This is a genomic window from Methanocorpusculum sp., from assembly GCF_030655665.1.
GTDB lineage: Archaea > Halobacteriota > Methanomicrobia > Methanomicrobiales > Methanocorpusculaceae > Methanocorpusculum.
This window is the reverse complement of record NZ_JAUSPQ010000003.1, coordinates 77,086-91,481: the sequence shown is the minus strand read 5'-3', so window position 1 is coordinate 91,481 and position 14,396 is coordinate 77,086. Positions and strand designations below refer to the sequence as shown.

At 50.4% G+C, this 14,396-nt stretch carries 13 protein-coding genes and 2 tRNA genes; 13 read left to right on the top strand and 2 right to left on the bottom strand.

All coding sequences use genetic code 11. The annotated features are described in order from the left end of the window. From tgtA to Q7J08_RS01050, 3 genes are read left to right on the top strand one after another with little or no spacing between them, the layout of a single operon-like run. A complete protein-coding gene (gene tgtA, locus Q7J08_RS01060) occupies positions 1–1,446 on the top strand; it encodes a tRNA guanosine(15) transglycosylase TgtA (RefSeq protein ID WP_304909837.1) in 1,446 nt (481 codons plus the stop codon). Continuing rightward, entirely contained in the window at positions 1,443–3,068 is a 1,626-nt protein-coding gene (arcS, locus tag Q7J08_RS01055) for an archaeosine synthase subunit alpha (RefSeq protein ID WP_304909836.1), read from the top strand. The genes tgtA and arcS overlap by 4 nt, the downstream gene beginning before the upstream one ends. Then, positions 3,065–3,625, top strand: coding sequence for a 5-formyltetrahydrofolate cyclo-ligase (locus tag Q7J08_RS01050; protein WP_304909835.1), 561 nt, complete (start codon positions 3,065–3,067; stop codon positions 3,623–3,625). The genes arcS and Q7J08_RS01050 overlap by 4 nt, the downstream gene beginning before the upstream one ends. Positions 3,626–3,867: 242 nt before the next feature. Here Q7J08_RS01050 and Q7J08_RS01045 read toward each other — a convergent pair whose 3' ends face one another. Beyond that, on the bottom strand, positions 3,868–4,299 hold the full coding sequence (locus Q7J08_RS01045) for a GxxExxY protein (RefSeq protein ID WP_304909834.1): 432 nt from the start codon (positions 4,297–4,299) through the stop codon (positions 3,868–3,870). Positions 4,300–4,567: 268 nt separating this feature from the next. On the opposite strand from Q7J08_RS01045, the gene Q7J08_RS01040 reads away from it, so the two are divergent. The 8 genes from Q7J08_RS01040 to Q7J08_RS01005 all read left to right on the top strand — a co-directional run bounded on the left by Q7J08_RS01040 (position 4,568) and on the right by Q7J08_RS01005 (position 11,076). Then, positions 4,568–5,686 (top strand): pentapeptide repeat-containing protein, encoded by a 1,119-nt coding sequence (locus tag Q7J08_RS01040; RefSeq protein ID WP_304909833.1) that lies wholly within the window; start codon positions 4,568–4,570, stop codon positions 5,684–5,686. Positions 5,687–5,866: 180 nt separating this feature from the next. Beyond that, positions 5,867–7,357, top strand: a complete 1,491-nt coding sequence (locus Q7J08_RS01035; RefSeq protein WP_304909832.1) for a pentapeptide repeat-containing protein — start codon at positions 5,867–5,869, stop codon at positions 7,355–7,357. A gap of 219 nt (positions 7,358–7,576) precedes the next feature. Continuing rightward, on the top strand, positions 7,577–8,605 hold the full coding sequence (hypD, locus tag Q7J08_RS01030; protein WP_304909831.1) for a hydrogenase formation protein HypD: 1,029 nt from the start codon (positions 7,577–7,579) through the stop codon (positions 8,603–8,605). Further along, positions 8,569–9,276 carry an HAD family hydrolase gene (locus Q7J08_RS01025; protein WP_304909830.1) on the top strand — a complete coding sequence of 236 codons (708 nt, stop codon included), beginning with the start codon at positions 8,569–8,571 and terminating at the stop codon, positions 9,274–9,276. Before hypD ends, Q7J08_RS01025 begins: the two co-directional genes overlap by 37 nt. A gap of 45 nt (positions 9,277–9,321) precedes the next feature. Then, a tRNA-Arg gene (locus Q7J08_RS01020) sits at positions 9,322–9,395 on the top strand. 192 nt (positions 9,396–9,587) lie between these two features. Further along, positions 9,588–9,659, top strand: a tRNA-Cys gene (locus Q7J08_RS01015). Positions 9,660–9,721: 62 nt separating this feature from the next. Beyond that, entirely contained in the window at positions 9,722–9,901 is a 180-nt protein-coding gene (locus Q7J08_RS01010; RefSeq protein ID WP_167816318.1) for a hypothetical protein, read from the top strand. Beyond that, positions 9,898–11,076, top strand: a complete 1,179-nt coding sequence (locus Q7J08_RS01005; protein ID WP_304909829.1) for an aminotransferase class V-fold PLP-dependent enzyme — start codon at positions 9,898–9,900, stop codon at positions 11,074–11,076. The genes Q7J08_RS01010 and Q7J08_RS01005 overlap by 4 nt, the downstream gene beginning before the upstream one ends. Before the next feature lie 14 nt (positions 11,077–11,090). Here Q7J08_RS01005 and Q7J08_RS01000 read toward each other — a convergent pair whose 3' ends face one another. After that, complete coding sequence (locus Q7J08_RS01000) at positions 11,091–11,882, bottom strand: FkbM family methyltransferase (protein ID WP_304909828.1); 792 nt, start codon at positions 11,880–11,882, stop codon at positions 11,091–11,093. Between the two features lie 208 nt (positions 11,883–12,090). Here Q7J08_RS01000 and Q7J08_RS00995 point away from each other — a divergent pair, with 208 nt between their 5' ends. Together Q7J08_RS00995 and Q7J08_RS00990 are read left to right on the top strand one after the other, a co-directional pair. After that, positions 12,091–12,420: an ATPase gene (locus Q7J08_RS00995; RefSeq protein WP_304909827.1), complete on the top strand. Its 330-nt coding sequence runs from the start codon at positions 12,091–12,093 to the stop codon at positions 12,418–12,420. Further along, positions 12,407–14,392: a V-type ATP synthase subunit I gene (locus Q7J08_RS00990; protein ID WP_304909826.1), complete on the top strand. Its 1,986-nt coding sequence runs from the start codon at positions 12,407–12,409 to the stop codon at positions 14,390–14,392. The genes Q7J08_RS00995 and Q7J08_RS00990 overlap by 14 nt, the downstream gene beginning before the upstream one ends. Positions 14,393–14,396: the final 4 nt, after the last annotated feature.

Sequence of the window (14,396 nt, the reverse complement as noted above, 5' to 3'; positions counted from 1 at the left end):
ATGGCAATAACATTCGAAGTCATCCATAAAGACATAGCAGGCCGCGTCGGCAAACTCAAAGCCGGCGACAAAGTCATAAAAACCCCCGCACTCCTCCCGGTCGTCAACCCTCACCTTCAGATAATCCCGCCCTCCGAAATGAAAAAGATGGGCGTCGAAGGCATCATCACAAACGCCTACATCTTCTCCAAAAGCGAAGATTTCAGAGCGCCCGCCCTCAAAAAAGGTCTCCACGAAGTCCTCGACTTCGACGGCCTGATCATGACCGACTCCGGATCCTTCCAGATGTCCGTCTACGGCAGTGTTGATATCACGAATGAACAGACCCTCTCCTTCCAAAGAGACATCGGCAGCGACATCTGGGTCCCGCTCGATATCCCCACCCACCCCGACACCGACAGGGAAGAGGTCATCGCCCAGATGGAGATCACGAACGCCAGAATGAAAGAGGCAAAAGAGATCTTCGGTCCCGACGCCCCCCTTTCAGGTCCTGTCCAGGGAGCCGTCTTTGAAGACCTCCGTGAATATGCCGGGAAAACCGTCTCGGACATGGGCTTTGCCTACTGCCCGATCGGCGCCGTCGTCCCCCTCATGGAAAGCTACCGATACCGCGAACTCGTCGACGTCATCATCGCCGCGAAAAAGGGACTCAACCCCGGGGCATGTGTCCACCTCTTCGGTGCCGGCCACCCCTCCATGTTCGCCCTCGCCGCAGCGCTCGGATGCGATGTCTTCGACTCAGCCGCCTACGCGCTTTACGCAAAAGAAGGACGCTATATCACCACCTACGGAACGCTCAAACTCGACGAGATGAGCGAACTGCCGTGCGCCTGCCCCGTCTGCCGCAGTCATACCGTCGAAGAGCTGAAAAAATCCCCAGACAAACAAAAGCTCCTCGCCTACCACAACCTCGCCGTCACCATGGCCGAGATCTCGAGGATCCGTGCCGCCATCCAGGACGGAACACTCTGGGAACTCGTCGACGAACGCTGCAGAGGACACCCGAAACTGCTCGACGGTTACCGGAGACTCCTCGAACGGGTCGACGAGATCGAACACCTCGACAGAGCCAGCAAACGCCGGTTCTTCTACCGGGGCAGCGAATCCTGCCGCCGGACCGAGGTCGCAAACTACCATGAGATGATCCCCCGCGTGAAACTCGCGGACGTCTCCCTCATTGCAGCCGGCGGACCAGTACCGCGGATCTATGAAGAGGTCATCGAGTTCAAGCCCCCGTTCGGCCCCCTGCCCTACGAACTTGCCGAGACCTTCCCCGCAGGACCCGCCGAAGTTCCCGCATGGGACGAAGAGATGATGAAGTACGGGATCAAGGGCCTCAAAGGACTGCTCGCCACAAACCCCGACACCAAAGTCACCATCTCTACGACCGAGAAATGGGCGGAACTTTTCAGAACCGAGTTCCCCGCTGCCGAGGTCATCACATGAGTCTGTTCGATGCACGAAAACGCGACGGAAACGCCCGGATCGGGAACCTGAAACTCTCCGACGAGGAAAACATCAGCACGCCCGCGGTGCTCGATACCGAATCGATCTTCCCCTCGCTCAAAGAACGCGGGTTTTCAAACCTCCCGCCGTCCGCGGGCAAATCCGAGTTTGAAAAATACTTCGTCGCAGGCGAAGAGCCGACCGCCGTTCACCCGCAGAGCGAGTCAGTCGAGGGAAGCGTGCTCCTGTTCAGCAACTGGAACACGGTCATCTCCGACGCACGCCGCCATGCGGACTACATGGAAAAACTGCTCGCGGTCTGTCCCCCGGACGCCGCACGCTATGCCCCCGCATGCGGTCTTCCCTCGAACGCAGCTTCGCTGATCTATCTCGGCTTCGACCTCTTCGACTACACCGCGGTCGATCTTGCGACCGTGCAGAAAAAGTTCTGCACGCCCGAAGGCGAGTTCGATGCCTCCTATATGGAAAAAGGCATCTGCGACTGCCCGGGCTGCAAAGCCGGCGACCTGAAACTCCACAACCGTCTTGCTCTCGAAAAGGAGATCGCTCTTGCGAGGGTCTGGATCGAACAGGGTCAGCTCCGCGAATTCATGGAGATGCGCTGCAGACTCCACGCCGAGCAGGTCTCTCTTCTCAGACACGTCGACAGGAGACCGGGCTTTGCCACAAACCTTCCGGTCGTCCGCTCCTCCCGGTTCCTCGCAAACTCCTCCGAGTCGATGACCCGTGCCGAGATCGCTTTCTTCGAAGACAGGGTCATCAACCGGTTCGTTCCATCAAGAACCGATGTCTGCGTCCTTCTTCCGTGCGCCGCACGAAAACCCTACTCGCTCTCGAGATCCCATCAGCTGTTCTCCCGCGTGGTTGACGGCCGTGCCCATGAAGTGATCGTGACCTCGCCCTTAGGCGTCGTCCCCCGCGAACTCGAACTCATCTATCCGGCAGGCCACTATGATGTGCCGGTGACCGGATACTGGGACAAGGAAGAGTCCGCGATCCTGGTCGAATACCTTACCGCCTACCTCACGAAGCACCGGTATGACAGAGTCATCTGCCATCTGGAAGGCGGGGCAAAAGAGGTCGCGAAGACCGCCGCACAGGCTGCCGGCGTGGAACTCGAGTTCACCTGTAATGACGATAAACCGCTCTCCCAGGACTCGCTCCGTGCCCTGAACGACACGCTTCGCGCAAGCAGAAAACGCCGGACGGATCCGATCCGCGGCACGCTTCTCTGGCAGTTCGGCGAACTCGTCGACACGAAAGGCTGGCTCCCGAAAGGCCGGTACCCGAACCAGAAGATCTACGATAAGAAGACCCAGCTCTTCTCGATCGACCCGGAGACGGGTCTGCTCCGCCCGACCCACGAAGGCTGGAAGCACATCAACGGATACCGGGTCTGGATCTCGGACGGCTTCGTCCCGCAGGGAGATATCCTTGCGCCGGGAATCGCCGACTGCGACCCGAATATCCGTGAAGGCGACGAGGTGTTCGTCGGCGGCGAAGGCTATCAGGCGACCGGCAAAACCACGATGGGCGCGGACGAGATGAAACGCTCGAACCGCGGCGTTGCCGTCCGCGTGCGGAAAACGAACAGGAAATGACCACAAAAGCAGAGCTTCGCACTATACTTAAGGAACGACGCGAAGCTCTGTCTTTAGGCGACCGGCGGGAGAAGGGATACTATATCACCTGCCGGCTGCAGGAACTCCTGAAACCCTATCAGACGATCCTTGCCTACGTGGCGAAGGATCCGGAGGTCGAGTCGATGGTGATCATCAACTGCCTTCTGGAAGAAGGAAAGACCGTGCTCGTCCCGATCATCGAGAAGGAGACCCATACGCTCCGGCTCTCGTATCTCACGTCGATGGATCAGCTGGAACCGGGCACATTCAAGGTCCCGGAACCCCTGACGAAAGAACGACCCGCCCCGGCATCCTCGATCGACGCGGTCCTCGTGCCGATGGTCGGTTTCGACCGAAAAGGGCACCGGCTCGGCTACGGTGCGGGATACTATGACCGCTTTTTTGAAGCGAATCCGGCTATCCCCCGGATCGGGATGGCGTATGCCTGTCAGGAGGCGGAATGTATTCCGACGGAGGAGTACGATGCCCGGATGGATTATGTAGTGACCGAGGATGAGGTCATCAACTGCGGGTAAGTTGGGTTTCGTTTTTTTGGGTGTACTTCGTTTTCGTGTACGGGATAAGTGTGGAAACATGAGAATTCCCACCGCGAATAATCGCGAATCTCCGCGAATCGCATTTTCCTTACGCTGTCTTCTTGACCTCGTCGTTTCACTCCTCGGCCGCGTTCCTACGCTGCGCCTAATCGGCTCCGCGTGGCCGGAACGCCAGCGTGGAAAATGCTGGAAAACCCGCGTCGCGGGTTTTCTTCTGTTTATTATGGTACATTCTCCTTTTTGAAGTAAAGATCGTTCGTGTAGACAAACCGTTTCCAGTCGAGTTTGCCTTTCTTCCCAAAGTTCATCAGAATACCCACCTGGATTCCGGTAGCTTTCAGATAGTTGATCAGTTGTGCGTCATCAATTTCAGTCAATCGGGATATCGCTTTTAATTCAAGGATGATTTTTCCATAGCAGACAATATCTGCCTCAAAGAAACCGGGGAGTTTCACTCCTTTGTAGAATACATCCAGGTGTTTCTTGTGTTCAAAAGGAATGCCCTGCAAACCGAGTTCCACCTCCAAAGCGTCATGATACACGCCCTCCAGAAAGCCGATCCCGAGCGTATTGTACACGGTCATCGCACAGCCGATAATTTTTCGAACCTCTTCCGGATAGAGAATATCAAGATTATCCACACCAGTATCCATGAATTCCTCTTCTATTTTCAGGTAATAAAAAGATATCTCTGATGAAGAGAAAACCCGCGACGCGGGTTTTCCAGCATTTTTCGTTCCGCCGTCACGACCACGCGGAGCCGATTAGGCGGAGCGTAGTGACGCGACCGAAGGTCAAGAGGGCGGAACAGGAAAAATGCGATTCGCGGAGATTCGCGATTATTCGCGGTGGGATATCTCATGTGTCCACACTCTCCCGATTCCTGTTTTCATCTTGAGCAGGTTCTGAGGTATAATAATCATGAGGGAGGGACTAATCTATGATATTATGGTGGATGTGGATGAAAGACCGGATGGGTGGAATAAAGAACTGTATGATAAGCTGAGTTTTGAATATCTTGTTGAGTGTGCTCAGAATAACAAGATTGGAGAATGGAATCAGGAGTATGAGAAATATCTGAAATCAGAATGGCAGAGGTTATTTCCGAATGAGGAATATGATCCGAAAAATAAGGGAAAATTGTTTGATAATGGTTCTGATTTTGTAAGACTTGATTTTCCAAATAAAAATTTGAAAAATGCAATTCTGGAGAGAGCCAATTTCTCAGGGATACATCTTGAAGGAGCCAATTTATCCTGTGCAAATTTTAAAGGAGCTAATTTCTCATATGCGCATCTAGAAAGAGCCCGTTTATTACATTCAAATCTTGAGGAAATCGATTTCAAAACTGCGCATCTTGATGGTACCTGTTTTTTATTTTCAAATTTGGATAGAGCTAGTTTCATAAATACCCATCTTGAAGGAGCTTATTTCTGGAATGCCCATCTAAATGGAACTTATTTCACAACTGCGCATCTTGATGGCGCCGATTTCTCAGGTGCATATCTTCAGGGAGGAAAATTCATTATGGCCACAGTGAACGGGGATACTCTGTTTACCAACAACACCATAGATAAAAAAACCGATTTCACCGGAACGTCTCTCTCATCAGCCCGCATTGTTCCGGGACTTAGAACACAGCTCGAACGAAACATCCGTGAGATTCGCTGGGAAGAATGGTATAAAGATAATAAAATGCTCGTGATACCGGCGAAAGTATTCTGGAAAATTTCCGATTATGGCAGTAGTACCCGTGATATTGTGTTTACCTTTTTGTTTTCGAATTTTATCTTCACGATGTTCTATCTCGCACTTCGTGATGCAGATCTCCTGCACGGAACGATCCTTTCCTCTGGAAATGACCTCCTCTTAGCGTACATGCAGACGACCCTGGTTCCCTTTGGCATATTGGGCATCGATCTAACGACCCTTTCGCTTTTTCCCGTATTCATTATCTTTATTCAGGTAATTTTTGGATATACGATTCTCGCAGCTTTAGTCACCAGAATGGCGATCATGTTCCAGAATCTGAGTCCATAGACTCTTCTTTTTTCACGGGGAATCCATACAGAAAAGGATGTTTTCCGGGTGTGGATGCATGAGAAATCCCACCACGAATAATCGCGACATTCATTTATAGTCTCATTTATGGTCTCATTTAAAGTCTCACTCTGCCGATATTCCATTCTCATCTTGAGCAGGTTCTGAGGTATAATAATCATGAGGGAAGGACTATTCTATGATATTATGGTGGATGTGGATGAAAGACCGGATGGGTCGAAGAAAGAACTGTATGATAAGCTGAGTTTTGATTTTTTGATCGAGTGTGCTAAAAATAAAAGGATAGATGAGTGGAATCAGGGGTATGAGGAATATCTGAGATCTGAATGGGTGAGGATTTTTCCAGATAAGGAATATGATCCAGAAAAAATTGGGAAATTGTTTGATCGTGATTCTGATATTATACGACCAGATTTTACATATCGAGATTTTACCAATGTAATTCAAGATGGAGCCAATTTTATTGGTGCACATCTTGAGGGTACTGATTTTACGGGTGCACATCTTGAGGACGCTGATTTTAGGGGTGCACATCTTGAAGGAACCTGTTTCATCAATGGATGTCTTGACGAAGCAAAATTCTTATTTGCACATCTCAAGGGCGCCCATTTTTATCAGGTCCATATTGAGAGAGCTACGTTCTTTAAGGCAGATCTTTCAGGAGCTAATCTTTCTAACGCAACTCTCATCGGAACTGATTTTAGCGAGGCACTTATTGAGAAAGCTAATTTCATGTATTCAAATCTTGAGGGAGCCTTTTTCCGTAATGCACATCTTCAGGGCTCCAAATTTCTGGAAGCACATCTCAAGGGCACCCATTTCTCTCATGCACATCTCGAGAACACCGAATTTAATAATGCAGATCTTACGGACGCTAATTTATCCGATGCATATCTTCAGGATACAGAGTTTTATAACGCACAACTGAAAGGTGCTATATTCAATAATTCTAATCTTGAAAGAGCGAATTTTAATTTGGCACGTCTGGATGGAGCTGATTTCCTTTCCTCAAAACTTGAAGACGCAGTTTTCTATTTGGCACGTTTGGATGGTGCCAGATTCAATCATTCCTATATTGAAGGAGCTGATTTCAGATATACGATGGTCCGCGGAACTCAGTTTATAGAGGTCATCATAGATGATAAAACGGATTTCACCGGAACATACCTTGCTGAAATTCTCATTCATCCAAATCTCAGAAAACACCTGGAACGAAACATACGGAAACTCAACATCACTAATAAAAACGTCTTTGTTGCAATGAAATTTAACAGTCCTGATCTCGACTCGGCATTAGAAAATGCAATCAAACCCGCCTGTCGGAAATGCGGTAAACTGAAAGCATTCACGGTCAATGAAAAAGCCGGTGACGGCTGGATCCCGCAGACGATTAGAGAGGGAATTCTAAATGCACGTTTTGTCATCTCAGACTTAACATACAGAAATCACGGCGTATATTACGAAACCGGATACGCAGACGGGCTTGAAATCCCTGTTATCCAGACATGCAAAAGATCATGGTACGATAAAGAAATAGATCCTCTCCATTTTGATATTGCCCAGAGAAATACCATCCGGTGGGATGATGATAACGATCTCAAACAACAACTCATCCAGAAAATAAAAGAGTTACAGGCGAATGGAAAATAGCTCCCCCATCTATTGATTAAAGAACAGGATTCCTCACCGCGTCGGGCTCCTCCCCCCACTCGCAAGTCTAGCGACTTGGTCGCAAGGCAAAGCCTTGCTCGGCTAAGATCGCCGGCTGAGCCGTCGATCCGCCTCAGCTGAGGCCGCCCCAGCGGACATCCCGCCTCTCTCAGTAAAAAGAGGTGTGATTATGTGGAGTGACGTGCAATATACATACATATGACGCTCGGCACGGATATTGCAAAAAAACTCTCCGAGGTAGTGGATACAGACATCAGGATCATGCACGTCTGCGGCACCCATGAAGCCGCCATCGCAAAATACGGCGTACGATCCGTCCTTCCTCCCCAAATGAAGATCGTGATGGGACCCGGCTGCCCGGTCTGCATCACCCCTCAGGGAGAGATAGATGCTGCATGCGAACTTGCCGAGCGGGGCTGCATCGTCTGCACCTACGGAGACCTCCTTCGGGTCCCCGGATCCAAGACCTCCCTCGAACACGTCAAAGGCGACGTCCGCATCGTCCAGGGGATAACGAAAGCTGTCGAGATCGCACGCCAGAACCCGGAAAAGGAAGTCGTCTTCATCTCTGTTGGATTCGAAACCACCGTCCCGACCGTCGCCGCGACCCTCATCACGAATCCGCCCGAGAACATCAGCATCCTCGTCTCTCACAGGCTCGTCCCTCCCGCAATGAAATGGCTCATGGAACAGGGCGAAGCAGACCTCCACGGATTCATTCTCCCGGGCCATGTCTGCGCCGTCATGGGATACCATGAATATGAACAGTTCAAAGCCCCGCAGGTCGTCGCCGGATTCGAACCCGAAGACATCCTCCTCAGCCTTCTGATGCTTGCCGAGCAGATCAAAAACGGCGAGGCAAAAGTCGAAAACGCCTACCCCCGCGTCGTGACCTACGAAGGAAACGTCAAAGCGCAGAAACTGATGAAAGACGTGTTCACTCCCTCCGACGTCGAGTGGCGCGGGTTCCCGGTCATTCCTGATTCGGGTCTTGTTTTGAAGCCCGAGTTCGAAGCATTCGATGCCCAGAAAAAGTTCGACCTGGTCTATGAAAAGATCACCAAAAAGGACGGCTGCATCTGTGATCGGGTCCTTCGAGGTCTCGCCGACCCCTCGGACTGCAAACTCTTCGGCAAAGCCTGCACCCCGCGGGTCCCCGTCGGTCCGTGCATGGTCTCCCACGAAGGAGCATGCAGGATCTGGCATCAGTATCAACAGAAAAAATAACGATCCCGGGTATGAAAACCTACACCAATATTATTTTTGATCTGGACGGAACACTCACCGACCCCGCCCTCGGCATAACCAACTCCGTCATCTATGCGCTCGAAAAATACGGCATCCCGGTACCGGACAGGAGCGAGCTGCTCAAGTTCATCGGGCCGCCCCTCATCGAATCATTTCAGGAGTTCTACGGTCTTTCCCGCGATGAAGCGAAGATCGCCGTCGACTATTACCGCGAATACTACCGGGAAAAAGGCATCATCGAAAACAGCGTCTTTCCGGGGATCGAAGACCTGCTGAAGTCCCTTAAAGAGAACGGCAAAACCCTGATGGTCGCAACAGCAAAGGTCGAGCAGTTTGCAGAGACCGTGCTCGAACACTTCGGGATCGCGAAATATTTTACCTGCATTGCCGGCAGCGATCTGGCCAACACGATAACGTACAAAGGCGAGATCATCCTCTCGGTTCTGGGCCGCTGCAGCATAACCGATCTCGAACACACTGTCATGATCGGGGACAGGATGCACGACATGCTCGGCGCGAAATACGCTAGCATCGATTCGATCGGCGTATTGTTCGGCTACGGCACAAAAGAGGAGCTGGAAAACGCGGGGGCGGATATCATTGCTACGAGTGTTGATGATCTGAAAACGATCCTTTCACCCCAGGTATAAATACTCTCAAGTGCAATATACTAAGGCGTTCAATCTATCGCAGTTGCATCGATAGGGTAGTCAGGATATCCTATGGGCCTCCGGAGCCTATGACTCGGGTTCAAATCCCGACCGGTGCGTCGTTTCTTTTTTTTTAGAATATGTAAATTATCATAAAGACCGACAAGGGGACCCCTACGCGTGCGGCCCGGAAATCGGTCGCGATGCTCCGAAAAACACTTTTTGCCCGGCAGAATTCCCGATAATTTTAAATACAAAAACCGCATATGTATTATTCACACTGTGAACATCACACTGTGAATTGTAGAAATGCCAGGTTGGCGGAGTGGTAACGCGACTGCCTGCAGAGCAGTTCTACGCCTGTTCAATTCAGGCACCTGGCTTATCCCTTCTGAAAAAACCGCATCGTATCTGTGCGGGGAAAAATGCAGATACTCCATGAAAAATGTCACAAAAAGCGATAGATGCAGTATTCACCGGTCTCTTTAATTTGACCGACATACGGGTCACCCTGCGGGAGACCTCACCTTTGCATCATCTCAACGATGAACAGAAGGAACGCACGAAAAAAACCGTCGAAAACATCAGAAAACAACTTGAGATCCTCGAAGGTGAACTTCTATGAAATGCGCCGGGCAGATAGAGACACGTGCTGTTGAAGAATCCTCGATCAACCTTGATCCGATCCAGGCAGCCGGCAGACTCACCCCGGAGGCGATGAAAGCCGTCATCGCATGGGGAGACGGCTACTCCGTCTGTGACAACTGTCATAAACCCTTCCGCCTGGACTATGTAACTAAACCGCCGATCGCGGACTTCCACACCGAAGCAGCCGCATGGCTCGGCATGGACCAGATCCAACTCGTTCCGGGAGCACGGCGGGCATTCCAGGAGGTGACCGGAGCACTCGTCGGAAAAGGCGAGCCGGTCATCATGACCGGGATGGGGCATTACACTGCGTATTTATCCGTCGAGGTCGTGAACGGCGTCGTCCGGGAAATCAAACCGACCCCCGATCACCACATCACCGCCGACGCAGCTGCGGAATCGATCGAAAACGCCATACGCGAATTCGGATATGCCCCTAAACTGGTATTTGTCGATGCGGTCGATTTTATGTATGGAAACATGCATGAAGTCGAAAACATTGCAAAAGTAGCTCACCAGTATGATATCCCGATCCTCTACAATGGAGTTTACACCGTCGGGGTCCTGCCGGTAAACGGCAAAAAACTCGGCGTCGATTTCGTCGTCGGATCCGGGCACAAAAGTATGGCGGCACCCGCCCCGTCCGGCGTCCTTGCGACCACCGATGAGTATGCAGAGATCGTGCTTCGCACAACCAAGATCCAGGGTAATCTGACCGGAAGAAAATTCGGCATCAAACAGGTCGGGATCCTCGGTTGTTCGCTCATGGGCGACCCGGCAGTCAGTCTGATCGCCTCATTCCCGCGGGTGAAAGAGCGGGTCAACCACTTCGACGAGGAACTGAAAAACCACAAGATCGTTACCGACGCCTTGCTTTCCATCGAAGGAACAAAAGTTGCCTCGGAATATCCGAGAAAACACACCCTTACCCGAATGGACACAGCGGGATCATTCGACATAGTCGCACAAACCCATAAAAAACGCGGCTTCTTCCTCTCGAGTGCCTTAAACAAACGGGGGATCACCGGCATAATGCCGGGTGTCACCAAACAGTGGAAGTTCAACACCTATGGACTGACAACTGCACAGGCAGAATATCTGGCAGATTCGTTTATCGAAATTGCCGAAGAAAATAATATGGTCGTGGGGTAACCCCCACCCTTTTTTTATTTCGTGAACACCATCACCATATATCCGTTATCGACCGTAGCCTGCCGGCTCTTTTCCGTAAACCCGATCAGCTTCATCTTTTCCGAAAACGAATCCGGCGTGTTCTTCCCGTCGGTATACACAGCCGCGATCACTGTGCTCACATTCTGATTCAGGAACAAAGCCTCATACTGAACAACGGAATGCTCATACCCGACAATATTCATCACGAGCGTTATATTCGATGAAAAACCCGCATTTTCAGCAAGCTTCTTAACAGTGGTCGTCTCCACATCCACGGATTTTACGAGCACGCCGTCCGACCGTACGATACGGTTGTTCGTGATATCAGAAGTCACCGAGATCGCGACCGTATCCGACCCATACCCGATCGCCTTCTGCACAAACGTCACGCCAAGACTGTTTGCCTGTTTTGTATTCTCTAACGACGGAATCAGATAGGGATTCGGCTCGACCGACACCTGATTCACCGACATCGTCAGCTTATCGTTCATGTATGCCGTAAGTGCTCCGATACCCGCCCCAAGCTCGATAACCGGATTTGCCGGAATCAGATATCCGTCCACTGCAGCGATCATCTCCGGCTCATAGCCGTTTGGATCCAGCAGAAGCTTCCAGATAAACGCCCCGTCGACATACGTCGGGTCGACCGAGATGACATTCCCGCGGATCATTATCTCATTCGGGGTCGGATTCACCAGACCCACACACCCGGCCGTCAGAATGGATGCAACAACTAAAAGAGCTAAAATCAAAACTGAAACGGTTTTTCTCCCCGGTGTATTCATAGTAAACTTTCGGAGGGCAATCTATTTGTAGATATTGTTTCCACAAAGGAAAACCCAAAACCCTTTCATGAAACCGGTCGTCCTTTTTTTCTGATGTACGTGTCTGCTCTCCGTATATGAGAGGGGAAACAGAGGGAAGCGCGAGGTAAATAACGTAAGTATAAACATATACGTTACCAAATAATATATGCCGTGAGAGGAGGGTTGGATGAAAACTGAGGTTCTGAAAAGCATTAAAGAAACCGAAGCAAAAAGTAAATCCACAATCACTGCAGCAGAGAGTGCCGCCGAGCAGACACTTGCAAACGCAAAACTCGAAGCTGACAACCTGATTGCCAAGGCAGTTACCATTGCCGAGGATTACAAAAAGCAGAGACTTTTAGATGCACGGAATGTATCAACAGCAAAGCATGCCGCTATCGTTACTCAGGGGAAGGCAGACGCCGATAACCTGATCAACGCAGGAAGCAAAAAGCTCCCGCAGGCAACTTCGCTATTCGTAGAGCGGTTCAAGGAGAAACTGCATGTTTCAGCCTAGACCGATGACCCATTTGTTAATTGCCGCGAGCAAAGAGCAAATGGCGTCAGTTGTGACCGAATTATATCGTCACCAGATTTTCCACATCACCGATTTTGTAGAACAGGGTAAAGAAGGTTTTGAAGGAGTTAAGATCGGCGTTCCTTTTGGAAACGCCGGCGATCTCTCGAATGACCTGCTGAAAATACGTTCAATTGAGAGCGTATTCCAGACTGCCCCAGCTACGCAAAGCACAGTCCAGAAACGTCCTGCAGAAACGATTCGAGCAGCAATAGATAGCGAACTTCCGAAAATCGATGAAGAAGTGAGCAGTCTCACGGTAAAGCGATCGAATGCAGAGTCCCGTATCAGGGAATGTGAACTGCGTATCAACGAACTTAAACCATTTTCCCTCGTGCCCCTTGAGCTAGATCTCTACCGGGGTTACGAGAATCTGACGGTTTTTGCAGGGTCCATAGAACATGACCTTGACATCTCTGTCCCGCATGAAAAACATTATCAGGCAGGAAAAGACGGAAACTTCATAGTCGTCTTTGTTGAGAGCAAAAATGCCGCAGACGTTGAAAAACAACTGGCCGATACAGGTTTCCAGAGTGTTTCCCTGCCGGATGAATCCGGCACCGTTCAGGCTGCAGTGGAGAAATACACTGTCGAACTGAACAAAGAGACACAGGTCCGTGAAGACTGTACCGCGAAGATCGTTGAACTCAAAGCAAAATACGCAGACTTACTCGCCGCTTGCGACGAAGTACTGTCATGCGATGTGGAACGTGCCGAAGCACCGCTTCGATTTGCAACCACTGACGAAGCATTCGTCATTGACGGCTGGATCCCGGCCGACACAGTGGAGAAAGTCACCGCGGCACTTAACCAGGCAACTGGTGAACGCGTTTATGTAGTCGTTGACTCCTCAGAAGTTGAGGATACAGCGATCCCGGTGGAATATAACAATCCATCATTTGCAAAGCCCGCAGAATTATTTATGGACCTGTACTCCCGTCCAAAATACAAAGAGCTGGACCCGACCATCATCCTTGCGATCATGTTCCCCTTACTCTTTGGATTCATTGTCGGAGATCTGGGATACGGTCTTTTATACCTGGTTCTTGCCCTCGTCCTTCGTAAGACTTTACTGAAGATGGGCGAAATGGGTATGAAAGCCTTCATCATTATTCTTGGAGCAGCTATTTCAACGAGCATCTTCGGACTTCTCTATAGTGAAGTCTTTGGAATGAGTCTCCCCTGGCACTCGATCATTTTCTCCCGCCACCTTCCAATAGGTGCCGGCATGGAACATGCGATGCCCCAAGTCATCGAACTGCTGATAATATCAGTTATTCTTGGTGTAATTTACATCAGTGTTGGCCGTTTCTTCGGAATGATCAACCACTACAGAATGGATCACCCAGGAAGCCACCGGACAAAAGCAATCCTGGCCCAGTTTGGCTGGAACTTAATCCTGTGGGGCATCCTGGTACTTATCTTCAGTGTGGTTGACTTAAACGAATACTGCCAGTTCCCCTTTGCCCTTCCCACTTTCGTCGGAATCCCGACCATTGCTGGAATAATAGGTGCAATTATGATCATCGTTGGTTGTGTGTTCGTCGCATTAGAGAACCCACTTGACCTGATGGAACTCCCAACAAACACGCTTTCCCACATGCTGTCCTTCTGCCGTCTTGCTGCAGTTGGTCTTTCATCCGTGGCGATCGCAATGGTGGTTAACTTCATGGCCTTTGATTTATTCATCACTCCGGCCACGATGAACCTCGATGTTGTTGGTGTACTATTGATTATCGTGGGTGTCATAATTCTCATATTAGGTCACGCACTCAACGTCGCTCTTGGTATTCTTGGTGGGGCTATACACCCGATTCGTTTACACTATGTCGAATTCTTTACCAAATTCTACCAGGGCGGAGGAATCATATACAAGCCCTTTGGACTTAAACGAAAATTCTCTGAGGAATAAAAAA